The sequence below is a fragment of the Bradyrhizobium sp. JHI2711 genome, assembly GCF_056156565.1.
In genome coordinates this window covers 1,376,953-1,401,045 of sequence record NZ_JBPZPT010000001.1, presented here as the reverse complement: position 1 = coordinate 1,401,045, position 24,093 = coordinate 1,376,953, and the positions used below count along the sequence as shown (strand labels likewise).

Annotated in this window: 23 protein-coding genes; 11 read left to right on the top strand and 12 right to left on the bottom strand. The window is 64.0% G+C overall.

Going from position 1 to position 24,093, the window contains the following annotated elements; all coding sequences use genetic code 11:
- Window positions 1-33: 33 nt before the first annotated feature.
- The 3 genes from ACTEK7_RS06815 to ACTEK7_RS06805 all read right to left on the bottom strand — a co-directional run bounded on the left by ACTEK7_RS06815 (window position 34) and on the right by ACTEK7_RS06805 (window position 4,215).
- A complete protein-coding gene (locus tag ACTEK7_RS06815) occupies window positions 34-1,629 on the bottom strand; it encodes a sensor histidine kinase (protein ID WP_036001601.1) in 1,596 nt (531 codons plus the stop codon).
- A gap of 162 nt (window positions 1,630-1,791) precedes the next feature.
- On the bottom strand, window positions 1,792-3,225 hold the full coding sequence (locus tag ACTEK7_RS06810; protein ID WP_249786397.1) for a sodium:proton antiporter: 1,434 nt from the start codon (window positions 3,223-3,225) through the stop codon (window positions 1,792-1,794).
- A gap of 117 nt (window positions 3,226-3,342) precedes the next feature.
- Window positions 3,343-4,215, bottom strand: a complete 873-nt coding sequence (locus ACTEK7_RS06805) for an NAD(P)-dependent oxidoreductase (RefSeq protein ID WP_036001597.1) — start codon at window positions 4,213-4,215, stop codon at window positions 3,343-3,345.
- A gap of 182 nt (window positions 4,216-4,397) precedes the next feature.
- Between ACTEK7_RS06805 and ACTEK7_RS06800 the strand changes: the two genes are divergently transcribed.
- The 4 genes from ACTEK7_RS06800 (at window position 4,398) to ACTEK7_RS06785 (ending at window position 8,564) form a co-directional block, all read left to right on the top strand.
- Window positions 4,398-4,835, top strand: a complete 438-nt coding sequence (locus tag ACTEK7_RS06800) for a VOC family protein (protein ID WP_036001594.1) — start codon at window positions 4,398-4,400, stop codon at window positions 4,833-4,835.
- Between the two features lie 53 nt (window positions 4,836-4,888).
- Complete coding sequence (locus tag ACTEK7_RS06795; protein WP_036001591.1) at window positions 4,889-6,025, top strand: Mrp/NBP35 family ATP-binding protein; 1,137 nt, start codon at window positions 4,889-4,891, stop codon at window positions 6,023-6,025.
- 206 nt (window positions 6,026-6,231) lie between these two features.
- Window positions 6,232-7,320, top strand: coding sequence for a TRAP transporter substrate-binding protein (locus ACTEK7_RS06790; RefSeq protein ID WP_036001589.1), 1,089 nt, complete (start codon window positions 6,232-6,234; stop codon window positions 7,318-7,320).
- A gap of 155 nt (window positions 7,321-7,475) precedes the next feature.
- Window positions 7,476-8,564, top strand: coding sequence for a TRAP transporter substrate-binding protein (locus ACTEK7_RS06785; protein ID WP_225146538.1), 1,089 nt, complete (start codon window positions 7,476-7,478; stop codon window positions 8,562-8,564).
- Window positions 8,565-9,002: 438 nt separating this feature from the next.
- Here the strand turns inward: ACTEK7_RS06785 and ACTEK7_RS06780 are convergent, their stop codons facing one another.
- Window positions 9,003-9,212, bottom strand: a complete 210-nt coding sequence (locus ACTEK7_RS06780) for a hypothetical protein (RefSeq protein WP_036001583.1) — start codon at window positions 9,210-9,212, stop codon at window positions 9,003-9,005.
- Window positions 9,213-9,464: 252 nt separating this feature from the next.
- Here ACTEK7_RS06780 and ACTEK7_RS06775 point away from each other — a divergent pair, with 252 nt between their 5' ends.
- The 4 genes from ACTEK7_RS06775 to ACTEK7_RS06760 all read left to right on the top strand — a co-directional run bounded on the left by ACTEK7_RS06775 (window position 9,465) and on the right by ACTEK7_RS06760 (window position 12,179).
- Window positions 9,465-10,139, top strand: coding sequence for a response regulator (locus ACTEK7_RS06775; protein WP_225146539.1), 675 nt, complete (start codon window positions 9,465-9,467; stop codon window positions 10,137-10,139).
- Between the two features lies 1 nt (window position 10,140).
- The gene (locus ACTEK7_RS06770) at window positions 10,141-11,514 is read left to right on the top strand and encodes a sensor histidine kinase (protein WP_463671649.1); all 1,374 of its coding nucleotides are present in this window, start codon (window positions 10,141-10,143) and stop codon (window positions 11,512-11,514) included.
- Between the two features lie 103 nt (window positions 11,515-11,617).
- Entirely contained in the window at window positions 11,618-11,893 is a 276-nt protein-coding gene (locus tag ACTEK7_RS06765; protein ID WP_036022224.1) for a ribbon-helix-helix domain-containing protein, read from the top strand.
- Window positions 11,883-12,179 carry a type II toxin-antitoxin system RelE/ParE family toxin gene (locus ACTEK7_RS06760; protein ID WP_036034500.1) on the top strand — a complete coding sequence of 99 codons (297 nt, stop codon included), beginning with the start codon at window positions 11,883-11,885 and terminating at the stop codon, window positions 12,177-12,179. The genes ACTEK7_RS06765 and ACTEK7_RS06760 overlap by 11 nt, the downstream gene beginning before the upstream one ends.
- A 90-nt stretch (window positions 12,180-12,269) precedes the next feature.
- On the opposite strand, the gene ACTEK7_RS06755 is transcribed toward ACTEK7_RS06760, so the two are convergent.
- The 5 genes from ACTEK7_RS06755 to ACTEK7_RS06735 all read right to left on the bottom strand — a co-directional run bounded on the left by ACTEK7_RS06755 (window position 12,270) and on the right by ACTEK7_RS06735 (window position 18,256).
- Window positions 12,270-13,559, bottom strand: a complete 1,290-nt coding sequence (locus tag ACTEK7_RS06755; protein ID WP_225146540.1) for a M20/M25/M40 family metallo-hydrolase — start codon at window positions 13,557-13,559, stop codon at window positions 12,270-12,272.
- A gap of 269 nt (window positions 13,560-13,828) precedes the next feature.
- Window positions 13,829-15,484: a TRAP transporter large permease gene (locus tag ACTEK7_RS06750; RefSeq protein ID WP_109144150.1), complete on the bottom strand. Its 1,656-nt coding sequence runs from the start codon at window positions 15,482-15,484 to the stop codon at window positions 13,829-13,831.
- A gap of 27 nt (window positions 15,485-15,511) precedes the next feature.
- The gene (locus tag ACTEK7_RS06745) at window positions 15,512-16,093 is read right to left on the bottom strand and encodes a TRAP transporter small permease subunit (protein ID WP_036001566.1); all 582 of its coding nucleotides are present in this window, start codon (window positions 16,091-16,093) and stop codon (window positions 15,512-15,514) included.
- Window positions 16,094-16,262: 169 nt separating this feature from the next.
- Complete coding sequence (gene moaA, locus ACTEK7_RS06740) at window positions 16,263-17,282, bottom strand: GTP 3',8-cyclase MoaA (protein ID WP_036001562.1); 1,020 nt, start codon at window positions 17,280-17,282, stop codon at window positions 16,263-16,265.
- A gap of 266 nt (window positions 17,283-17,548) precedes the next feature.
- Complete coding sequence (locus tag ACTEK7_RS06735; protein ID WP_225146541.1) at window positions 17,549-18,256, bottom strand: HAD family hydrolase; 708 nt, start codon at window positions 18,254-18,256, stop codon at window positions 17,549-17,551.
- 175 nt (window positions 18,257-18,431) lie between these two features.
- Between ACTEK7_RS06735 and rpiA the strand changes: the two genes are divergently transcribed.
- The 3 genes from rpiA to gor are packed head-to-tail and all read left to right on the top strand — an operon-like array spanning window position 18,432 to window position 21,138.
- Window positions 18,432-19,163: a ribose-5-phosphate isomerase RpiA gene (gene rpiA, locus ACTEK7_RS06730; protein ID WP_036001558.1), complete on the top strand. Its 732-nt coding sequence runs from the start codon at window positions 18,432-18,434 to the stop codon at window positions 19,161-19,163.
- Entirely contained in the window at window positions 19,160-19,702 is a 543-nt protein-coding gene (locus ACTEK7_RS06725) for a DUF2059 domain-containing protein (protein WP_036022233.1), read from the top strand. Before rpiA ends, ACTEK7_RS06725 begins: the two co-directional genes overlap by 4 nt.
- A gap of 47 nt (window positions 19,703-19,749) precedes the next feature.
- Window positions 19,750-21,138, top strand: coding sequence for a glutathione-disulfide reductase (gor, locus tag ACTEK7_RS06720; protein ID WP_225146542.1), 1,389 nt, complete (start codon window positions 19,750-19,752; stop codon window positions 21,136-21,138).
- A gap of 3 nt (window positions 21,139-21,141) precedes the next feature.
- Here gor and ACTEK7_RS06715 read toward each other — a convergent pair whose 3' ends face one another.
- The 3 genes from ACTEK7_RS06715 to ACTEK7_RS06705 all read right to left on the bottom strand — a co-directional run bounded on the left by ACTEK7_RS06715 (window position 21,142) and on the right by ACTEK7_RS06705 (window position 24,087).
- Window positions 21,142-22,281 carry a glucuronate isomerase gene (locus tag ACTEK7_RS06715; protein WP_225146543.1) on the bottom strand — a complete coding sequence of 380 codons (1,140 nt, stop codon included), beginning with the start codon at window positions 22,279-22,281 and terminating at the stop codon, window positions 21,142-21,144.
- A gap of 325 nt (window positions 22,282-22,606) precedes the next feature.
- Entirely contained in the window at window positions 22,607-22,792 is a 186-nt protein-coding gene (locus tag ACTEK7_RS06710) for a hypothetical protein (protein WP_225141415.1), read from the bottom strand.
- A gap of 65 nt (window positions 22,793-22,857) precedes the next feature.
- Window positions 22,858-24,087 carry a carboxylate-amine ligase gene (locus tag ACTEK7_RS06705; RefSeq protein WP_225146544.1) on the bottom strand — a complete coding sequence of 410 codons (1,230 nt, stop codon included), beginning with the start codon at window positions 24,085-24,087 and terminating at the stop codon, window positions 22,858-22,860.
- Window positions 24,088-24,093: the final 6 nt, after the last annotated feature.

Sequence of the window (24,093 nt, the reverse complement as noted above, 5' to 3'; positions counted from 1 at the left end):
GAGGGATGATCGGGCATGTCTGCAAGCATCTCGTTAAGAGCCTGTGCCGGCACTCATGATCGGCTTGTGCCGCGGCCGACGTTTCTCGTCCGGCACGACGGAGCTCTCCGGCTGGAGCGGTGGAGAATCGTCCGAGAGTGGGGCAAGCGCGCTCATCACGCGCTCCGGCGGGAATGTGACGATCACCTCGGTGCCGATGCGCAGCTTCGATTTCAACGTGAACGTGCCACCGTGCAGGTCGATCAGGTTCTTGGCGATCGGCAGGCCGAGGCCGGCGCCCTGTTCAGCCGACTTGATCGAATTGGAGCCCTGGCCGAACGAGGCGAGCACGACCGGGATCTCGTCCTCGGGTATGCCGGAGCCGGAATCCCTCACCGAGAGATATTGTCCGCCGGAGGCGGTCCAGCCGGCCTTGAGCCAGATCTCGCCGCCCTGCGGGGTGAACTTGATCGAGTTGGAGAGCAGGTTGAGCACGACCTGGCGGATCGCGCGCTCGTCGGCCCAGAGCCGCGGCATCGCCTGCTCGAACACTTCGTGGATGGTGATGCCGCGGCTCGAGGCACGCAGCTTCATCAGATGATGGCAATCGGCGACGATGCCGACCAGGGACACCGCCTCCTCGTTGAGCTCGTAACGGCCGGCTTCGATCCGTGACAGATCGAGGATCTCGTTGATCAGGTTGAGCAGGTGCACGCCGGAATTATGGATGTCGGCGGAATATTCCTTGTAGACCGGTACCGCATGCGCGCCGAAAATCTCGCTCTTCATGACCTCTGAGAAGCCGAGGATGGCGTTCAGCGGCGTCCGCAGCTCGTGGCTCATCTGCGCGAGGAAGCGCGACTTGGCGACGTTGGCGGCTTCGGCGCGGTGGCGCGCTTCGTCCGAGATTGCCTTGGCCTGCTCCAGCTCGCCGATCAGCGCGTCCTTTTCCGCACGTGCTTCCAGCGTGGCGAAGGTGGAGGAGTGCAGGCGGTGCGCCAGCAGCACGAAATAGCCTTCGGCGGCGAGCGACAGCGCTGCCAGGATGTAATTGTCCAGCGATCCGGTCGTCACGAAGCTCAGCGCCATCGCAACCGCGACCGGCGCCGTGGCGGCGAGGGCTGCGATCGGCAGATTGGCCGCGAGCATGCTCGATACTGCGATCACCAGCAGCATCAAGAACATCATCAGCGTTTCGGTGACCATGTCGAGCACGGGATGGATCAGGATCGCCATCCAGCACAGGCCATAGAGCAGGTCGAGCACGACGAAGCGCGTCCGCCATGCGCGTGTCGCGGCCGGAGAGGCGGGCTCGGTCAGGAAGCGCCGGCAGCTGCGGATCATGGCGCTGTGGATGCAGAGCATGCCCGCGGTCCAGGCCGCGGCCGGGATCGGCTGCATCCATAGCCCGAACAGCACGCCGGTCGCCACCACCAGGAGCATCACGACATAGGAGGCGGACAGCCGGGTCTGGGCGTATTGCCGCAGCATCTCGGCGTCGAAAGCCGGCCGGGTTCCACTGGTCGACGTTAACTTGTCGCGCGCCTCGCGCACCCGCTGCGCCGCAGCCCTTCGGCTGCTCGCCGATGGCGCGCTCACCGGCTCGGCCGGAAGCTGCACGACCTCGGGCTTTTCAGCGGGGTTACTCATCAAGCAACACGGATTCCTGCCCACGCCGGACGCGGGCTTTCTGCATTGTCTATCTCTGGCAAGAAATCCTTAAGAGCTGACTTAAGGAGCTAAAGAATTACGTTAACCGAACGTTAATTCATACGCAGTCCGGGCGGCCGCTTTCATCAACCCGCGCTTCAATCATCTGAAGAAAACGAGCGTGACCAACCCGAAGACCGGCAGCAGCAGGACGGAGGTCCAGGCCATGTATCCGAAGAAGCCGGGCATTGCGACACCACTCGCTCGGGCAATTGCGTACACCATGAAATTGGGCGCGTTGCCGATGTAGGAGTTTGCGCCCATGAACACCGCACCGGCGGAAATCGCGGCAAGGGTCAAGGCGCCGTTCGTCATCAGATGCTTGGCGTCGCCTCCGGCAAGTTCAAAGAAGACCAGATAGGTCGGCGCATTGTCGAGAAAGGATGAGAGCAGGCCGGTCAACCAGAAATATGCGGCATTGTTCGGCGTGCCGTCTGCGTTGGTGACCATGTTTACGACGGAGGCAAACGCGCCGGATTTGCCGGCGTTGAGAATCGCGAGCACGGGAATGATGGTGATGAAGATCGCGGCAAACAGCTTTGCCACTTCGATCATCGGGCCCCAAGAGAAGCCGTTCGCGTCGTGGTCCTCCTTCGAGGTGACGGCGAGAGATGCGAACACGACTCCGATCATCACGGCATCGCGCAGGAGATTCTGCACCTGGAGATGCGTGCCGAGAACTTCAAATCCGCCGAGGTCGAGCTTGGCACTCAAGAGGATCGCAGCGATGATGACTCCCATCAAAGCGAAGTTGAGGCCGCCGCTGATCCGCAAGGGATTGTCCGGAGTTGGGTCCGGTTTGACGCGGCCTTCCTTGCGATAGAGATAAGTATCGATGCAAAAGAACAGGGCGAGCAGAATCCAGGCCGCGAACGTGGTCTGGGGAAGCAGGTGTGTCGTCGTCCAGAAAAAATCCACGCCGCGCAGGAACCCCAGAAACAACGGGGGATCTCCAAGGGGGGAGAGCGAACCGCCGATGTTGGACACCAGAAAGATGAAGAAGATCACGACGTGCGCGTTGTGCCGCCGATCGTCATTGGCGCGGATCACCGGTCGGATCATGACCATTGAGGCGCCGGTCGTGCCGATGACGCTCGCGATCAGAGTGCCGAGAGCGAGCAGCAGCGTATTCAGGACGGGGGAGCCGTGAAGATTGCCGCGCACCACGATTCCGCCGGCGACGGTAAACAGGGCGAGGAGCAGCAGAATGAACGGGACGTATTCGAGCAGCGCCGTATGAACGAGCGCTTGGACGGTTGGAAGCGGGCCGTACCAGATTGCAAGCGGCAGCGCGATCAGGGTGGCCCACATCGCGGCAATCTTGCCTTGGTGATGCTCCCAGAAGTGAGGCGCGGCGAGCGGAAATATGGCGATCGAGAGCAGCATCCCCGCGAATGGAAGTGCCCATTGCGGGCCAATGCTGGCACCATCGAGCGATGCGGCAAGCGCCTGCGAAGGTGATGCCAGCAGGGCCAGGAGCGCGACCGGGAACAGGCGCGCAACAACAGCAAGGACGGCGGCGATCACGTTAGGCAAGGCTTCCCCCCGGAAGTCTATGATTGTTTCGGTCGGCGCGCTTTACGGAACGCCGTCGCGACGGATGTCGCGACGACGTTCAAAGCCGGCTACGCCGAACCAGGCCGCAACAGAGCGTCAGCGTTGCAGGCGTGCGAGCAGGCTCGACGTATCCCAGCGCTTGCCGCCCATCTTCTCGACCTCGGAATAAAACTGATCGACGAGCGCGGTCACCGGCAGATTGGCGCCGTTGCGGCGGGCTTCGGCCAGCGCGATCGAGAGGTCCTTGCGCATCCATTCGACCGCGAAGCCGAAATCGTACTTGTCCTCGTTCATGGTCTTGTAGCGGTTCTCCATTTGCCAGGACTGGGCGGCCCCTTTCGAGATGGTCTCGATCACTGCGGCGACGTCCAGGCCGCTCTTCTTGGCGAAATGGATGCCTTCGGAGAGGCCCTGCACCAGACCGGCGATGCAAATCTGGTTGACCATCTTGGTCAGCTGGCCGCTTCCGGCGGGCCCGAGCAGCTTGCACATCCGCGCATAGGCGCCCGTGATGATCGGCTCGGCGCCGGAATAGGCGTCCTGCGCGCCGCCGCACATCACCGTCAGCACGCCGTTCTCGGCGCCGGCCTGGCCGCCGGAGACGGGGGCGTCGACGAATTTGAAGCCGGCCTTGGTCGCGGCTGCGTCGAGCTCACGGGCGACCTCGGCGGAGGCAGTGGTGTGGTCGACGAAGGTCGCACCCTTCTTCATGCCGGCGAAGGCGCCGTCGGGGCCGATCGTGACCGCGCGCAGATCGTTGTCGTTGCCGACGCAGCACATCACGAAATCCTGACCCTCGGCGGCGGCCTTCGGGGTCGGTGCGGTCTTGCCGCCGAACTTGTCCGCCCATTCCTTCGCCTTCGCCGCGGTGCGGTTGTAGACGGTGACCTCATGGCCCCCTTTTTTCACGAGGTGTCCGGCCATGGGGAAGCCCATCACGCCAAGACCGAGGAAAGCGACTTTAGCCATAGTGGTACCTTGTCCGTAGTTCGGGTTTACGGTTCTTGCCAAGCGAGGGATGCCTGGGTTCCGCGGTGAGGGCGGACCGGAGGCGCACCATAAACCCTTGAGGCCAGAGGGCAACGGCTTCGTTTGGCGGCCTGCCGTGCTAGGGTGGCGACCCAAGGACTTCAAAACAAGGGAGCGAGAGCATGGGCGGCGTGAGCGTAGGCGTCCTCGATCATTTCAACATCCGGACCCGGAATCTGGCCGAGACCGTCCGCTTCTACGAAGACGTGCTGGGCCTGGAAAAAGGCGCGCGGCCGAACTTCGCCTTCCCGGGCGCCTGGATGTACAGCGAGGGCAGGCCGGTGGTTCACCTCGTCGACATTTCCCCGACCGACGAGCCACAAAAGCCGGATTCCGGCGTTGTCCACCATGTCGCCTTCGCCAGTCGCGGCTTTGACGGTATGAAACAGCGGCTGGCGTCAAAGAAGATCAAGTTCGAGGCCCGCCAGGTGCCCGGTGGCGATCTCTGGCAGATCTTCGTCCACGACCCCAACGGGGTCATGATCGAGCTGAACTACGAGGCCGCCCTGGAGCAGGGGGCGGCGCCGGCCGAAAAGGCGGACGATATCGGCAGACAGTAGCCTTTTGGGCGTTTCCGCTCTAATGGGGCATCCTCAACTGCAGGAGATGCGCTTTGAGCGTGACGCAGCAACAGGTTCTCGATAGCCTCGCCAGGGTCCAGTCGCCCCGCGGGGTCGCGCTCCCCCATGCCAATGTGCTGAGCGCGATCAGCGCCTCCGACGGCAAGGTATTCTTCTCGATCAATGTCGACGCCGCCGAGGCAAGAGCCTGGGAATCCGTCCGGGCCGAAGCGGAAGCCGCCGTGCGCAGCATTCCCGGTGTCACCACCGTCATGGTGGCGCTGACCGCCGAGCGCAAGCCGGGCTCCGCGCCGCCGCCACCCCCGCAGCCGAGCCGCGGCACGCCCGGCGTGCAGCCGGCCCATGCCCACAAGCCGCCCCAGGGCGGGGGGTCGCCGATGGCGCGGCAATCGGAAATTCCCGGCGTTGCCGCCGTAATCGCGGTCGCCTCCGGCAAGGGCGGCGTCGGAAAGTCGACCACGGCGCTCAATCTGGCGCTCGGCCTGCGCGACCTCGGCCTCAAGGTCGGGCTGCTCGACGCCGATATCTACGGCCCCTCGGTGCCGCGCCTGACGGGCCTGCGCGACAAGCCGGAGCTGAACGACGAGCGCAAGATGATTCCGCTTCGGCGCTTCGGGCTCGCCATCATGTCGATCGGCTTCCTGGTCGAGGAGGAGACCGCGATGATCTGGCGCGGCCCGATGGTGATGTCGGCGGTGACGCAGATGCTGCGCGACGTCGAATGGGGCAAGCTCGATGTGCTGGTCGTCGACATGCCGCCGGGCACCGGCGATGCCCAGCTCACGCTGGCGCAGAACGTGCCGCTCAAGGGGGCCGTGATCGTCTCGACCCCGCAGGACCTGTCCCTGATCGATGCGCGGCGGGGGCTTGCCATGTTCAAGAAGGTCAACGTGCCCGTGCTCGGCATCGTCGAGAATATGAGCTACTTCCAATGTCCGCATTGCGGCACCAAGTCGGATATTTTCGGCCATGGCGGGGCGCGGCACGAGGCCGAGAAGCTCGGCGTCCCATTCCTGGGCGAGATCCCCCTGCACATGGCGATTCGCGCCACCTCGGACGCCGGCAATCCCGTGGTCGACAGCGAGCCGGACGGCCCTCATGCGGCGATCTACCGCGCCATTGCCGGCCAGGTCCGGGACCAGCTCAAGGGTGTCATCGCCGCGGCCTGAATGGGGGCACCGCGGCAGGCTCCGGGGCATGCGACTTTCGTAGAGCCCCGTCATGCCATTGTCGCGTTCCGAAACCGGGCTGGCCGTGTTAAAGGCCCCCCGCAGTCAAGCCCCTTCGGTTCGACGCGACCTCAACGCGTCGCCGGAACGAGCGGCGGCAAGAAGAGAAGTCAAGGGGAAACGCCCCAGCAAGGAGAGACCTGAAGATGAAGCGTCGTGATTTTCTCAAAGTGTCGGCAGCAGGCGCGGCGGCGACCGCGGTGGCCTCGCCGGCGATCGCACAGTCCTCGCCCGAGGTGAAGTGGCGCCTGACTTCGAGCTTCCCGAAGTCGCTCGACACCATCTATGGCGGCGCCGAGCAGGTGGCGAAGTACGTCGCCGAGATGACTGACAACAAGTTCCAGATTCAGGTGTTCGCCGCCGGCGAAATCGTCCCCGGCCTCCAGGCGCTCGATGCGACCTCGAACGGCACGGTCGATATGTGCCACACCGTCTCGTACTATTACGTCGGCAAGGACCCCACCTTCGCGATCTTCGCCTCGGTGCCGTTCGGCCTCAATGCGCGCCAGCAGAATTCGTGGCTGTATCAGGGCGGCGGCAACGAGCTCGCGAACGAGTTCTTCAAGAAGTCGAACGTGATCGGCTTCCCCTGCGGCAACACCGGTACCCAGATGGGCGGCTGGTTCCGCAAGGAGATCAAGACCGTTGCCGACCTCTCTGGCCTCAAGATGCGCATCGGCGGCATCGCCGGCCAGGTGCTGCAGAAGGTCGGCGTCGTGCCGCAGCAGCTCGCCGGCGGCGACATCTATCCCGCGCTGGAGAAGGGCACCATCGACGCCGCCGAGTGGGTCGGCCCCTACGATGACGAGAAGCTCGGCTTCGCCAAGGTCGCCAAGTACTACTATTATCCGGGCTTCTGGGAGGGCGGTCCGACCGTCCACGCCTTCGCCAACCTGGAAAAGTTCAATGCGCTGCCGAAGAGCTACCAGGCGATCCTCACCAACGCGACGGCGAACGCCAACAGCTGGATGGCCGCGCGCTACGACATGCAGAACCCGGCGGCGCTGAAGCGCCTGGTCGCCGGCGGCACCCAGCTTCGTCCGTTCACCAACGAGGTGCTGGAAGCCTGCCTCAAGGCGACCAACGAGCTGTGGGCCGAGGTCTCCGGCAAGAACGCCGACTTCAAGAAGGCCATCGATTCCATGCAGGCCTACCGCTCCGACGAATATCTGTGGTGGCAGGTTGCCGAATATACCTACGACAGCTTCATGATCCGCTCGCGCACCCGCGGCTGATCTCCGGCTTAGGTCGTAAGACCACTAGCCCGGCCTCCCCAGGAGGCCGGGCTTTTTCTTTGCGATCGGGATGGCATTCGGTCCCGTGATGTTCCATGCTGTCGGCAAGCCTCGCAAAGAAGGCTCCACAATCAGATCCATCAGGGTAGGAAATCATGAAGAGAAGAGACTTCATCAAGGTCACAGGACTTGGCGCGGCCGGCGCCGCCACGCTCGCGGCTCCCGCGATCGCGCAGTCGATGCCGGAAATCAAATGGCGCATGCCGACGAGCTGGCCGAAATCGCTCGACACGCTGTTTGGCGGCGCCGAGATGATGTGCAAGATGGTCGCCGAGGCGACCGACAACAAATTCCAGATCCAGATCTTCGCGGCCGGCGAGATCGTGCCGGGCCTGCAGGTGCTCGACGCCGTGCAGAACGGCACCTGCGAGATCGGCCATACCGCGTCCTATTATTATTTCGGCAAGGACCCGACCTTCACCTTCGGATCGGCCGTGCCGTTCGGTCCCAACATGCGCATCAATCAGGCCTGGTACATGCTCGGCGGCGGCCGCGATGTGCTCAACGAGTTCTACAAGGGCTACAACGTCATCTCGCTGCTCGCGGGCAATACCGGTTGCCAGATGGGCGGCTGGTTCAGGAAAGAGGTCAACACGCCCGACGATCTCAAGGGCATGAAGTTCCGCATCGGCGGCTTCACCGGCCGCGTGCTCCAGAAGCTCGGCGTGGTGCCGCAGCAGCTCGCCGGCGGTGACATCTATCCGGCGCTGGAGAAGGGCACGATCGACGCCGCCGAATGGGTCGGGCCTTATGACGACGAGAAGCTCGGCTTCTACAAGATCGCGCCGCACTACTACTATCCCGGCTGGTGGGAAGGCGGTCCGATGCTGATGGCTTTCGTCAACCTCGACAAGTGGAACGCGCTGCCGAAATATTACCAGAGCGTGCTGGAGCAGGCCGGCCACTACGCCAACAATTACATGATGGCGCGCTACGACAACGCCAATCCGCTGGCGCTGAGGAAGCTGCTCGCCGGCGGCACCAAGCTGCACGCCTTCTCGCCCGCGATCATGGATGCCTGCTACAAGGCGGCCAAGGAGCTGCACGCCGAAGTCGCTGCGACCAATCCGAACTTCAAGAAGGTGAACGACTCGCTCGCCAAGTTCACGAGCGACGGCTATTCCTGGTTCCAGGTGGCCGAGGTCGGCTACGACATCTTCATGGCGCGGCGCTCGCAGAGCTGATCGCGTCCCGATCGAATGCGGCACGCCCCGGAGCGAAAGACTCCGGGGCGTTGTCGCTACTGTTGGGAGGGCGTCCAACCAAAACATCGAAAACAACCCCATGCACAGTAGACCGGGGCAGCGACATCAATGACTTGACTTCGTTACCACGAGCGATTGCGAAATTACCGAAATTTTTGACCCGTCGGGCAAAACAGTGGTAGACATGCATCATCGCCCGATCCGAAATCGTGGCGCTGAACGATGCCCCCGATGCGCTTCGATCCCGATGAAACTCAAAGAGCGCTGCGCAAGGCCTGGTCGATGTCCTTTTCCGTTAGTGCCGGCGCGCGTCGTAATGGAAAGGTCCGCGCGTTGGGGCAAGCTGAGTCGTAGCAGCCGAGCTTATTTGCCGCCAGAGGCGGACCATCGGTCGGCTGCCGAGCATCGGAAGCGCGGCTAGCGAACGACGCCTGCTGCGTCTCTTGCGCTTGGCATGAGCCAGTCGAGCCCGAGCAGGGCAGCTTCGAGAATGACGAAGGCGACAATTCCGCCGATCCAGCCGAAGAACACGATCGAAAAGGTGCCGAGCAGGATCGCGCAGAAGACGTCGGCGAGCACCTTGCAAATGCGGAAGGCTTGGTCTTCGCCAGATGGAAAATACGACATCGGGCTCCTCCAGGCGCTCATCCTGAGCGCTTGGATTTAACGACACGCCAAAACGAATGTTCCGTGGGTCAATCTTCGGCCGGCGATGATCATGTGGTCGATGACCGGGTTCATGCGCAGCGCTGGCTTACACTGACCTGACAAGGAGAGGCTATTCGGCGCTTTTTCGCTGGCCGCGGCGCCCCGAATGCTGGAAAAGAGCGCAGATGCGGCGCGAGCGGTGCGGTATCAGGAACGTCCAGCGGATATGCGATGCGGCTTCTGATCGTCGAGGACAATGCCGAGCTGTCGCGGCTCGTGGCCGGTGGGCTGGCCGCAGCCGGCTATGAGAGCGACATCGTGGGCAGCGCGGCCGAGGCGCGCGAGGCGGTGAGCTGCGTGAACTATGCCGCGATGATCCTCGACCTCGGCCTGCCCGACGGCGACGGCCTGTCGGTGCTGCGCGAGCTGCGCCTCAAGATGGAGCCGCTGCCGGTGCTGGTGCTGACCGCGCGCGGCGGCTTGCAGGACCGCGTCACCGGCCTGCGCAGCGGCGCCGACGACTATTTGGCAAAACCGTTCGCGATGGAGGAGCTGGTGGCGCGGCTGGAGGCCATCCTGCGCCGCCCCGGCCAGTTGCTCGGCCGCTCGCTCACTCTCGCCAACCTCGTCTACGACACCGAGAGCCGGCAGATCTTCGTCGACGACCAGCCGCGGATCATCTCCGCGCGCGAGACCTCGGTGCTCGAGATCCTGCTGCGCCGGCAGGGGCGGGTGGTACCGAAGAAGAACGTCGAGGACCACATCTTCGGTCTCGAAGGCGACGTCGCCTCCAATGCGATCGAGGTCTACGTGTCGCGGCTGCGCAAGCAGCTGACTGAACACGGCGCCAAGGTCGTGATCCATACGATCCGTGGCGTCGGCTATCTCATGACCGAGGAGAAATAGCGTGCCCGCCGCGGGCCGTGCCGGATCGCTGACCTTCAAATCGCTGATCTCGCGCATCGTGTTTCTGCACATCGTCGCGGTCGCGATGGTCGCGATCTTCCTGCCGCTGGTGTTGTTCTGGCTGCTCAACTCCGAGATCGACCAGCTGCATCGCGATGCCATGCGCGCGCAGGCCGAGGTGCTGGCGGAGCGCATCGTCGCGCAGCCGGACGGCACGTTGACCTTCAACCTGCCCGACAGCCTCAAGGGGCTTTATTCGGACGCCTACGGCCGCTACCAGTTCGACATTCGCGATGCCGACGGAAGGTTGCTGTTCTCCTCCCACCGGCGTTCCGCCGCGACGGCGCCCTCCCGTTTCTCCGACACCGTCTCCGGCGCCAGCGTCACGCGAGACGTTGCCGGCAAGACGGTGCGCATCCAGGTTGCCGAGGATCTGGCCCACCGGGACGTCATCATCGACGATATCGTCTCGAACTTTTTTCGGCGGGTCGGGTGGATCACCGTCCCGATCCTCCTGGTCCTGCTTGCCATCGACATCATCATCTTCCGCCGCGCGATCGCGCCGTTGTGGAAGGCCTCCCAGGAGGCCAGCAACATCGGCCCTGCACGCACCGACATTCGCCTGCCGACCGAGCAGATTCCGCGCGAGATCGTGCCGCTGGTCACCGCCGTGAACCAGGCGCTCGACCGCCTCGAGGCCGGCTTTCGCGTGCAGCGGCAGTTCACGGCGGATGCCGCGCATCAATTGCGCACGCCGCTGGCGATCCTGCGCACGCGGATCGAGACGCTCGGCGACGGCGCGGAACGGCGGGCGCTGCATGCCGACATCGAGGCGATGAGCCGGATCGTCGCCCAACTGCTTGAGATCGCCGAGCTCGACACCCTGGTGCTCGATCCCGGCGAGACCGCGGATTTGCGCGCCGTCTGTGCCGAGGTGGTCGGCTCGATCGCTCCGTTCGCGATCGCGCAACGCAAGGACATCGCGCTGAAGGGCACCGAAGCACCGGTCCTGATCCACGGCAATTCGGAGATGCTGCAGCGCGCGGTGTTCAATCTTGCCGAAAACGCCATCAAGTTCACGGCGGAGGGCACCACCGTCGAGGTCGAGGTGGGGGAGGACGGTTCGGTGCAGGTGCGCGATTCCGGCCCGGGGATCGCGGAGGCTGAGCGCGAGCTGATCTTCCAGCGCTTCTGGCGCGCCGACCGCCGGCGCAGTGACGGCGCGGGGCTGGGGCTCTCGATCGTGCGCGCCGTGGCGGATGATCACGCCGCCACGGTGTCGGTGGAGAACCTGCCCGGCGGCGGTGCGGAGTTCACGCTGCGGTTTCGGCTGGCGGACAAGGTCACGATGGGGGAGGAACTGGCCCGGCAATGACAATGCACCTTTTCCCGTGCGCGGAGCAGGGAGGCCCGGATGGCGCTTGAGGTATGTATGACACTGTCATATCTTGCGTTGTAGAGCACTGAAGGGGAACCACATGCGGACCAGCAAGCCGATCACCGTGACTCTTGGCCCGCAGCGCGCGAGCCTGGAAGCCCGCCTGAAGTCAGGCGAATATGCCTCTGCCAGCGAAGTCATGCGCTCGGCCCTCCGCGCCCTCGATCGTCAGGATGCCGCGCTTGACGAATATCTGGCCGCCAAGGTCCAAGCTTCGGTCCAGGATCCTCGCCCAAGCGTTGCTGCGAGCGACGTTTTCAAACGCCTGCGGACTCGTCACGCCAGAAACGTGAAGGCAGCCAAGCGTGGCACTTAAGGTCGTATTCCGACCGGAGGCGGAGGCCGATCTGGTCGGCCTTTACGAGTACATCGCAGAACGTGCCGGCTACCGAATTGCAGGCGGCTATATCGACCGTATCGAGAAGGCATGCATGGCTCTCGCCACCTTTCCCAAACGTGGGACCAGTCGCGACGATCTTCTTCCAGGTCTGCGTACCGTCGGATTCGAGCGGCGCGTGACGATCGCGTTCCGTGTCCTGAAGACAGAGGTCGAGATCGTCACAATCGCATATGCCGGACGTCATTTCGAAGACGATCTCTGAACGCTTCCTGTTCCTGACGGAACAGCTTCGCTCGGTCTCGTTCGCCGTGGAGGGCGGCAAGCCTGAAAGTGAAACGCGGCGACCGAGCCGCTATTTCAGCTTGCCGGTGGACAGGTCCATGATCATGCGTGTCGTCAGATACAGCCGCGGCACGATGCTGCCCACCTGCACATATTCGGCATCGTTGGAGTGCGCGCCGAAGGCCGACAGGCCCATGCCTTCCACCACGGCTCCTTTGGATTGCAGTGCGGCGAAAGCCGCGTCGGTGCCGCCGCCGATGGCCTTCTCGTCGACCTTGAGGGATAGTCCGATCTCCCCATAGATCGTCTTGCCATAGGCCGCCACCCGGCGCGAGGCCTCACTGGGTTCGAGCGGCGGGCGCCGCACCTCGAACTTCAGCTCGACTCTGGAATCGGGCAGCAGGCGATTTTTGATCTTGTCCTGCAGCGCCTTCTGCAACTCGTCGAAGTCGGACACCTTGAGGGCGCGCGCGTCGGCCTGGGCCGTCGCCTCGGCAGGGATCACATTGCGGTTGGTTCCGGACTTGGACACCGTCCAATTCAGCTTCAGGCCCTGCTCGGGCTTGGACAAGTCCTTCATCTGCAGCACCTGGTGCGAGAGCTCGTACAGCGCATTCACGCCGCCTTCGGGCCGTGCGCCGGCATGTGACGATCTGCCATGCACGGTAAGATAGGCCGAGCCGATGCCGCTGGTGGCGAGGCGCAGCGTGCCGTCGGCGCCGCCGCCTTCGAACGAGAACACCACGTCCTGATCCGATGCGAGCTTGGTGATGGTGCTGCGCCAGCCGGGCGAGGAGATCTCCTCGTCGCCGTTCGTGAGCACTGTGAGCGTGCCGTAATCCCTGAAGTTCAGCTTCTGCAGCAATGCTACGGTATGGAGAATGAGCGCGATGCCCTGCTTGTCGTCGGCAATGCCGAGCCCGTAGGCCTTGTCGCCGTCGATGCGGAACGGCTGGTCCTTCAGCATGCCCTTCAGGTACACCGTGTCCATGTGGGCAATCAGCATGATCTTCTTGGACCCCGTGCCCTTGAACACGGCGTGTACGGCCGGCCCGATCTTTTCGGGGGTGTCGTCGAGGCGATAGATGTCAGTCGGCTGCAGGATCTCCACCGTGCCGCCGAGTTGCTTGAGCTGACCGGCAATGCGCTCGGCGATCTGGTTCAGGCCTTCGATGTCCTTGCTGCCGGATTCGATGTTGACGAGATCGCGCAGCGTGTCGAGCAGCGGCTGCTGTTCCTTCTGCGCCAGCGCATGGACGTTGGCGACCGGCTCGGCGTGCACCAGCGTTGCGGCAGATGCCAGCCAGAGTGAGGCGATCAACGTTCCAAAGAACGTGGAAGCGAGGTGCGATCGGGGCATGAGCGGACAGTCCTTCGGTTGAAGAAGGAGCCGATATGCCTGTGTTCGCGGCGCTTGTCACGCGGCCGTGCTGCACCCTCTCCCCTGGTGGGAGAGGGCGGCTTCGCGATAGCGAAGCCGGGTGAGGGGTTGTCTCCGCGAGTCCGACGGCGAGTAAAATGCGCGGAGAGAAACCCCTCATCCGGCGCGAACTGCGTTCGCGCCACCTTCTCCCACAAGGGGAGAAGGGAAGAGGGTGTGGGCGCTCGCTGCTAGAACCAGTTGTCGCACTACTTCTGCGGAGGGCCGAGATCCAGCGGAGGCAGCTCGATCTGCGGCACCTCGATCTTGATCGTGCTGGGATCGATGTTCGTCTGCACGCCCTTGTAGTGCATCACCATCGACGGGAACGCGATCACGAGGCCGACCATGATGATCTGGATGACGACGAAGGGCACCGCACCCCAATAGATCTGGCCGGTGGTGACGGGGTCCATCCGCTTGCCGGTGACCCGATCGGTGTATCGCTCCTTCGGCGCGACGGACCGGAGATAGAACAGCGCGAATCCGAACGGCGGGTGCATGAACGAGGTCTGCATATTGACGCCGAGAATGACGCCGAACCAGATCAGGTCGATGCCGAGCTTCTCGGCGGCCGGTCCCAGTAGCGGGATCACGATGAAGGCCAGCTCGAAGAAGTCGAGGAAGAAGGCCAGTACGAATACGAGCGCGTTGACGAAGATCAGGAAGCCGATCTGGCCGCCCGGCAGCGATGTGAGCAGGTGCTCGACCCAGACGTGACCGTTGACCCCGTAAAAGGTGAGCGAAAAGATGCGGGCGCCGACCAGGATGAACACGACGAAGGCCGACAGCTTGGCGGTCGATTCCGTGGCCTGCCGGATCAGGTCCCAGCTCAGCCGCCGCTTCACGGCACCGAGAATGAGGGCGCCGGCGGCACCCATCGCACCGCCTTCGGTCGGCGTGGCGATGCCGATGAAGATCGTGCCCAGCACCAGGAAGATCAGGAACAGCGGCGGCACCATCACGAAGGTGGTCTGCTGCGCCATCTTCGAGAGGAAACGGAATCCGGTCAGCTTATCCACCACCCAGTTCAGCACGGCGACGGCGAATGCGAAGATGATGCCGTAGAACATGCTGAGCACCACGTAATCGGCGCCACGAGTGCTGGAATTGCGCATCATGAGCCATCCGAATGCGCAGCTGGCGAGAAACAGCACACCGAGCGAGACCAGGCCGCGATCGCCATTCTCCTCGCGGAAGCCGATGGCGTCCTTCGGCAGGCCGGGCGCCGCCTTCGGCCAGATCATGCTGACGAGGAAAGCGTATCCGGCGTAGAGGGCGGCAAGCACGAGGCCCGGGATGAAGGCGCCTTCGTACATGTCGCCGACGGACTTGCCGAGCTGGTCGGCCATCACGATCAGGACGAGGGAGGGCGGAATGATTTGCGCGAGCGTGCCGGAGGCGGCGATGACACCGGCGGCCACGCGGCGATCATAGCCATAGCGCAGCATGATCGGCAGCGAGATCAGGCCCATCGAGATCACGGACGCCGCGACCACGCCGGTGGTCGCAGCGAGCAGCGCGCCGACGAAGATCACGGCATAGGCGAGGCCGCCGCGGATCGTGCCGAACAGCTGGCCGATCGTGTCGAGCAGGTCCTCGGCCATGCCCGACCGCTCCAGCACCAATCCCATGAAGGTGAAGAAGGGGATCGCGAGCAGCGTGTCGTTGTTCATCACGCCATAGACGCGCTCCGGCAAGGCCTGGAGGAAGTCGGGGTGAAACTGGCCGAGCTCGACGCCGATGATGGCGAAGAACAGGCCGACGGCGCCGAGCGAGAATGCCGCCGGATAGCCGAGCAGCAGCATGACGACCAGCGATACGAACATGATGGGCGCCATATTGGCGATGATGAATGCGGTCATGGATTCCCCCTACACCGTCGCCAACGGCTACTTCTTCTCGATCGCTTCAACGAGATGCTCGACTTCCGCTTCGAGCGCCGACACCTGCGATTCGTGCGGGTCCGGTATCAAGCCGCGCATCACCGCGATCCGCTTGATCAGCTCGGAAATGCCTTGGACCAGAAGGAAGGCGAACCCCACCATGATCAGGGCTTTGGCGGGCCATTGCGGCAGGCCGCCGGCATTGCCGGATTGCTCGTTGATCTGGAAGGAGCGCAGGAAGAACGGCACGCCCGTGACGATCATGACGATGCAGATCGGAATGAGGAAGAACACGTGACCGACGATGTCGATGACGTTGCGCGCCTTCTTGGGCATCGTGTTGCTTACGATGTCGATGCGGATGTGCTCATTGTCGAGCAGCGTCCAGGGCGAACAGAGCAGGAAGACGATGCTGAACAGCACCCATTGCAGCTCGAGCCACGAATTGGACGAGGTGTCGAACGTCTTGCGGATGATCGCGTTGACCGCCGAAATGACAACGGCGAGCACGATCAGCCACGCAATACGTTTGCCGGTCCAGCGCGTGAACGCGTCGATCCTGCTGCTCAGCTTAAGGAGCGCTTGCAACGATAGGTCCTCCCCCGATTGTGCCCCGGCCGTCTTGACTGCGCCGAGATGGCGCGTGGCTTATCTCGCCGCGCAGGCATGAGGCCGCCGCACCAAACCAGCGGGCGTGCCGCCAGTCAATCGGAAGTTTGTTGATAGTTAAGGGGAATAGGGCCGCAACTATACGGAGTTAGCCGCCGGTGACGCTCATGTGCCTGGAGACGCTGGGCCGGTCGTGGCGGCGGTCGATGATGAAATCGTGGCCCTTGGGCTTCAGCCCGATGGCGCGGTCGATCGCATCCGCAAGCAATAGATCGTCGCTCGATGCACGCAGAGGTTTGCGCAAATCGGAGGCATCCTCATGGCCGAGGCAGGTGTGCAGCGTTCCGGTGCAGGTGATGCGTACCCGATTACAGGATTCGCAGAAATTATGGGTCATCGGCGTGATGAAGCCGAGCTTGCCGCCGGTCTCGGCGACGCCGACATAGCGGGCCGGACCGCCGGTGCTCTCGGCCAGATCCGTCAGCGTGAACTGCTGGGCGAGGCGGGCGCGCACCAGCGACAGCGGCAGATATTGGTCAATGCGGCCCGATCCGATCTCGCCCATCGGCATCACCTCGATCAGCGTCAGGCCCATGCCCTTGCCGTGGGCCCAGCGCATCAGCGAAGGCAGCTCGTCCTCGTTGAGGTTCTTCAGCGCCACGGCGTTGATCTTCACGGCGAGCCCTGCGGCGCGCGCGGCCTCGATGCCCTCCAGCACCTTGTCGATCTCGCCCCAGCGGGTGATCTCGCGAAACTTCTTGGGATCGAGGGTGTCGAGCGAGACGTTGATGCGGCGGACGCCGCAATCGGCGAGCTCCCGCGCGTGCTTCGCAAGCTGGGTGCCGTTGGTGGTCAGCGTCAGCTCGCTCAACGCGCCGCTCGACAGATGCCGCGACAACGAGCGCACCAGCGACATCACATTGCGGCGGACCAAGGGCTCGCCGCCGGTGAGGCGCAGCTTCTTCACGCCCTTGGCGATGAAGGCCGTACAGAGCCGATCGAGCTCCTCCAGCGTCAGCAGGTCCGCCTTGGGCAGGAACGTCATGTCTTCGGACATACAGTAGAAGCAGCGCAGGTCGCAGCGGTCGGTGACGGAGACGCGCAAGTAGGTGATGGTCCGCCCGAATGGATCGGTCATCGGGGTCGACAATGCGGCGGATCCGGTCATGCGAGAGGCCTTCACTTATGGCGACGGGCGCACCTTTGCTGCAGCGGTGCGGTCGACGCAATCTAAGCATCGGACGCGGCAAGGACAATCGGGTGGTATACGTGAGTGCAGCACTGACGCATGTGACCCCCTCGGCGCGGGATTTCGGCTCGTTCGGTGCGGCTCGCAGCTGGGTTCCGCGTACGACCGGCAACGCCCGCGGCGCCGGTGAACTCAGCCCTCTATGCATCCATTCGGGATGTGGGGCGGCGAAAATGGCAATCCTATCAAAGCGTTGCTGTGTTGCTTGCCGTCATCAGGCTGATCGCGGCCGCCGGCAGGTCGCGCATGTGGTGGATCAGGCGGTCCGGCTTCAGCTCGGCGATCGGCACGTCGGTGTAGCCGAAGCTGACCCCGATCACGGGCACGCCGGCCCGCCGGGCGACACCGACATCGGTTCCGGCATCGCCGACCATGATGCTGGCCTTCACGTAGCCGCCGGCCCGGGCCACCGTCTCCCGAAAAATAGTCGGATCGGGCTTCTGGACGCCAAAAGTGTCCGCGCCGCAGATCGCCGCGAAGCGGCGGCTGAGGTCGAGCTGGTCCAGCAGGCGCTTCGACAGCCATTCCAGCTTGTTGGTGCAGACCGCGAGGCGGTGGCCTTGCGCCGAAAACTGGTCGAGCGCGGCCTCGAGACCCTCGAAGGGGCGGGATTCCACCGCGATATGGTCGGCATAGTACGCGATGAAATCCGCAGTCATCCGGTCCATGTCCGCGGGCGTGACGGTGCGGCCCTCCGCTTCCAGCCCCCGCTCGATCAGCTTGCGGGCACCGGCGCCGATCATGTTGCGGGCCGAGGCCATCGGCACCGGCGGCAGGCCTTCGCGGTCGAGCACGTAATTGAGGGCCGTGATCAGGTCGGGTGCCGTATCCACCAGCGTGCCGTCGAGATCGAAGACGATGGTGTGAGGGGAAGTCGTCTTGAAGAAGGTCATGATTCCCAAGCGCTACCGGCCCGGTCCTATCCGCGCAAGGGGCGGGCCCATAAGATCACCTTATAGGCCTGTTCCCAGACCCTGTTCCAGGCCCTGTTCTCCTGGGAAAAACGAGGCTACATAGGCGCCCGAAAGCGGCCGGAATCGGCCGAGACTTCACAAGGCAGGCGCACACGTGACCATGGACCAATTGAAGCGGCAGGCTGCGGCGCGTGCGCTGGAGGAGGTGCGCGACGGCATGCAGCTCGGGCTCGGCACCGGCTCGACCGCCAAGCACTTCGTCGAGCTGCTCGGCGAACGCGTTGCCGCCGGGCTCAAGGTGATCGGCGTGCCGACCTCCGAGGCGACGCGGGCCGATGCGGAACGCTGCGGCGTCAAGCTGACGACGCTGGACGAGATCGACCATCTCGACCTCACGATCGACGGCGCCGACGAGATCGATCCCGAGCTCAATCTGATCAAGGGCGGCGGCGGCGCGCTGTTGCGCGAGAAGATCGTGGCGGCCGCCTCGGACCGCATGATCGTGATTGCCGACGACAGCAAATGGGTGCCGACGCTCGGCAAGTTTCCGCTGCCGATCGAGGTCATCCCGTTCGGGCTCGGTGCGACGCGCCGCGCGATCGAAAAGGCATTTGCCGAATGCGGCGTTTCCGGGCAAATGGCGGTCCGCAAGGCCAAAGGCGGGGACAAGGACGGCCACGTTTTCGTCACCGATGGCGGCCACTGGATCGTCGATGCCCAGCTCGGACGTATTACGGATCCCCCCGGTCTCGCCAAGGCGTTGAGCGCCATTCCCGGTGTGGTCGAGCACGGGCTGTTCATCGGCTTGGCCAGCTCGGCCGTTCTGGCGGGCGGCGGCGGAATCCGCGTGATTGAACGGCGCAAGCCGAAAGGAGACCAGGAATGAAGAACGTGTTGAAAATCTTGCCGGCTGCGGCTCTCGCTGCGGGATTGGCCCTTTCGGCCGCCCCGGTCGCCGCGCAGCAGGCGGGCCAGAAGGCTCCCGCGGCGCCGGCCCTGCCGAAGGCGTCGCCCGCGGCGATTGCGGCAGCGAAGGAAATTCTGCAGATCAAGAACGCCGCCGGGATGTATGCGGGCGCCGTGCCGGGCATGGTCGAGAAGACCAAGGGCGCGCTGATCCAGCAGAACCTGAATTACCAGAAGGACCTCAACGAGGTCGCGCCGATCGTGGCCCAGCAGCTCAACGGCCGCCAGAGCGAGATCGGCGAAGGCATGGCGCAGATTTATGCCAGCGAGTTCACCGAGCAGGAGCTGAAGGACCTCGTCACCTTCTACAAGTCGCCGCTGGGCAAGAAGCTGATCGATGCCGAGCCGCGCGCGATCGGGCAGAGCATGGCGTTCATGAACAGCTGGGCCCAGAACTTCTCGGAAACCGTGATGGGCGCCTTCCGTGCCGAGATGCGCAAGCGTGGCAAGGAGATCTGAGCGCACCTATCTGAAAGCTCGTTCCTGATAAGGGGTCGGAGTGGATAATGGCTGATTTCGACGTCGACCTCTTCGTCATTGGTGGCGGCTCGGGCGGCGTCCGTGCCGCCCGCATCGCGGCCGGCTACGGCGCCCGCGTCATGATCGCGGAAGAGTACCGCATGGGCGGCACCTGCGTGATCCGCGGCTGTGTGCCGAAGAAGCTGTTCGTGATCGGCTCGCACGTCCGTCACGAGCTCGAGGACGCCGCCGGCTTCGGCTGGACCGTGCCGCCCGCCAGCTTCGACTGGCCGACGCTGATCGCCAACAAGGACAAGGAGATCGCGCGGCTGGAGGCGGCCTACACCGCCAACGTCGAGAAATCAGGCGCGCAGATCGTCAAGAGCCGCGCGGTGATCGAGGACAAGCACACCGTCCGCCTGCTCGAGAACGACAGGAAGGTCACGGCGAAGTACATCCTGATCGCCACCGGCGGCGCGCCCAACCATGGCGCGGCGATCCCCGGCATCGAGCACGTGATCTCCTCCAACGAGGCGTTTCATCTTGCGAGGCTGCCGAAGCGGATCGTGATCCAGGGCGGCGGCTATATCGCGCTGGAATTCGCCGGCATCTTCGCCGGCTTCGGCTCCGATGTGACGGTAATCTATCGCGGCGAAAACATTCTTCGCGGCTTCGACGAGGATGTCCGGACCCATGTCCGCGCCGAGATGGAGAAGCATGGCATCACCATCCTCACCGGCTGCACCGTGACCAAGGTCGACCGCCACGGCGAGGACTTCACCACGCATCTGTCGAACGGCTCGAGCCTCGCCTCCGACCAGGTGATGTTCGCGATCGGCCGCCATCCGAACGTCGCCAATCTCGGCCTGGAGAATGCCGGCGTCGCCATCAATCCCGCCAACGGCGGCATCGCGGTCGACCATTTCTCCAAGAGCTCGGTCGACAGCATCTATGCCATCGGCGACGTCACCCACCGCTTCAACCTGACGCCGGTCGCGATCCGCGAGGGCCATGCCTTCGCCGACACGGTGTTCGGCAAGCGCGAGGTGCAGGTCGACCACGCCAATATCCCGACGGCCGTGTTCTCGCAGCCGGAGGTCGGCACTGTCGGCCTGACGGAAACCGAGGCGCGCGCGCAATTCAGCCACGTCGACATCTACAAGACGACGTTCCGGCCCATCAAGGCGACGATGTCCGGCCGCGACACCCGCGTGCTGATGAAGCTCGTGGTCGACGGCGCGACCGACCGCGTGCTCGGCTGTCACATCGTCGGCGATGCCGCCGCCGAGATCACGCAAGCCGTCGCGATCGCGGTGAAGATGAAGGCGACCAAGGCCGATTTCGACGCGACCATCGCGCTGCATCCGACTGCCGCCGAAGAGCTCGTCACTATGCGCACACCGAGCGCGCGGCACGTGCGCCAGGCGGCAGAGTAGGTTTCAGCCGTACAGATATCCGACCGGTTTGCCCTCGGTGCGCAGGGGACGCACGTCCTTCTGGGTGATGATCTGACCGGCAAGGCCGTCGATCTCGTCGCGCTGTGTCGCCGTCCAGCTGCGCAGCTCGTTCATGCCCTTGAGCAGGCCGAGCCGCAGCACCTGGGTGTTCTCGCCGAGACCCGTGAGGCTGATGGAACCCTTCCCCGCCGTCACCACGTCGCCGGCAGAGAGTTCAAAGCTCTCGCCGGACTTCTTCTTGAACTCGGCCGTGCCGCGAATGACGCGATAGATCACGACCTCGCCCTTGGCAAAACAGGTCGCGTCCGCCGCGGCAGACGTGCTCTTCGGCAAGAGCGCGTGGCCACGCGGGTCGGTCGCGATGATGTGGCCGGTGACGAGATGCCCGCTCGGAATCTCGATGCCGATGTCGCGAATGTAAACCGGCATCGCCGATCTGACAGAACCATCGGTGAGCGGCTTGAACAGTGCGTCGAGCGCCAGGGGATCCTGAAGCCAGAAGCCGGCATCGGCCGGGCGGTCATGCAGCGGATGGCTCCAGGCCACGCGCGGCGTTTCGTCCTCATTGATCTGATCCGGACCGACAATGGTCGGGTTCGGAAAGGTGGTGGGATCGGTGATGAAGGCTTCGAGAAACTTGCCGGAATAGCCCATCGAGATCGGATCGGGCACCACCGTCTGCGGCGTCTTCAAATTCTCTTCGGTCGACAGGCCCGACCACGTGTAGAACAGCTGGCGATGCACGATCGCGCTTTGGAGCATCACCGCGCCCGGGCCGACATTGTACCAGCGGCCGTCATAGTCGAAGGTGAACGCGCCCGAGGTGACCAGCACGAGCTGAAAGCCGCCCGGCGGCAGATGCAAATGGAAGTCGGTAGGGCCGGTGTCGGGCCGGTAGATCGGCAGATTGGTGGCCACCTCGTGCAGCAGGAAGGTTTCGTTGTTGGCGTGGAAGCCTTCGTTGGCGCGGTTGTAGAGCGCCTGCGGCCGGTAGGTCGCCTCGAAATTCGCATTCTTGTCGCGATCGATCGCCACGAAGTCCTGATCGTTGAGGCGCAGCCGGGCGCCGTTCGGATGGGTGAGACCGGTGAATTTGATGTTTCCGGCAGCATGCACGTTCATGGCATTCTCCGATCTGAGGCCATTCATCCCGGAAGCCGAGCGCCGTGACTGACCGCTCCTCATCGTGGCCGGGCAGGGACTTGGCCTGATACTGTCTTGCGAATTTCAGGCCAGCCGGAGCGCAATGCGGCGCGCTGGTCTGCCGGCTGCACGCGACGCGCAAATAATCGAGATTGCACCTGAGGTTAGGCAATGGGTGGCGCCGAACTCGCCCGACCTGTCCTGGCAAGCCGTCAGTGGGCGCAGCGGCTTGTCTTGTCTAATTTGTCGGCATGCCCTGCAAAAGCGCATGCAGCCGGCCCCCGCGACGGGCGCCTGGCACGGTTCAGTCGAATGATCGCGGGAGCGCCGGCTCGGGCTTGCCGGACGGGCTGCCTGCCCATTTCGCCATGTCCATGGCGCGCGCGTCGAAGCCTTCGCACCAGAGGCAGCTCGGCTCCGTGTGGCCGTGGGCCGTCAGCATCGGGACAAGCGCATGGCCGCAGCCGGTGCAGGGTGTGGTGCGATTCATGCGCTTCTCCAACGATCTCCGTAACTCAGGAATGGCATTTTCGTCGCACAAGCTTGCGCGGGGCGCTATGACGGCGCAGGAGCGCTGCGATGCACAGGCGCGCTCGTTCCCGACAGCGTAGAGGTAGCGATCCATTGTGACACGGCTGCGATGTCGTCGCCGCTTTCGCGATAGGCGCGAAGCTGGAATTCCGCCGAGCTGCCGCGCGCGACGATGGTGCGGCAGTGTTCGATCTCGGCGGAGCAGTTCAGTGCGGCTGCGTCCTCCGCAATGTCGTCGATCACCCCGGTGAGCAGCTCCGAGATCGTCACCGGCCCGTCCGTGGAGGCGAAGATGCAGTCGGTGCCGTAGCGCTGGGCGCGCCATTTGTTCTCGACCGCGATCGCGCGCTCGACCGCAGTGACCTCCCGGGACAGCTGAGGGCGCAGATAGAGATGCCGCGTCAGGCAGCGGTAGAGCGAGGCGATGGCAACCGCGTCGTCGACGAAGGTGCAGGTGTCGGGCGCGCGAAGCTCCAGCGTCGGATGCTTCATGGAGGGGCGCATTGCCCACCAGATGTGGCTTTCGTCCGGGATCACGCCGGAGCGCTGCAACGCGCCGACATAAGCGTCGAAATCCTGCTTGCCTTCGAACAATTCGGGCAGGCCGGTGCGCGGCAGCTCGGAATAAGCCGCGAGGCGGTAGCCCTTCAATCCGGTCTTGTGCGAATTCCAGAACGGCGAGGACGTCGACAGCGCGATGAACAGCGGCAGATGCGGCAGCATGGCCCGCATCACCGCCATGCGCTTCTCGGGATCCGGCAGCTGCACGTGCACATGCATGCCGCACATCATGTTGCGGTGGCCGATGCTGCGCAGATCCTCGATCATCTCCTCGTAGCGCGGTTTCGGGCTGGGCTGCGACATGCGCCAGACTGCGCTCGGGTGCGTGCCGCAGGCCATGATCACGAAGCCGTATTGCGCAGCGACGTTCGCGACCTCGCGTCGCAGGAAGCGCAGCTCCTCGCGCGCGTCGTTCACGTCGACATGAACGTTGGTTGCGACCTCGAGCTGCGATTGCAGCATCTCGCGCATGGCCTGGCCGCCGGTCGACCAGTTTGCCGATTCGAACAGCTCGTTGGGCGTGCGGATCGCGACCTCGAAGCTGCGGCGGTCAGCGAGGAAGTATTCCTCCTCGATGCCGAAGGAATATTCCGCCGGATTACCGCCGCCGCCGGCAGAACGGATGACGACATGCTGCTTGTCCTCGGAGGGGGCAAGACGCAGCAGCTTTGAAACGTCTGAAGCAAATGTCATTGGCCA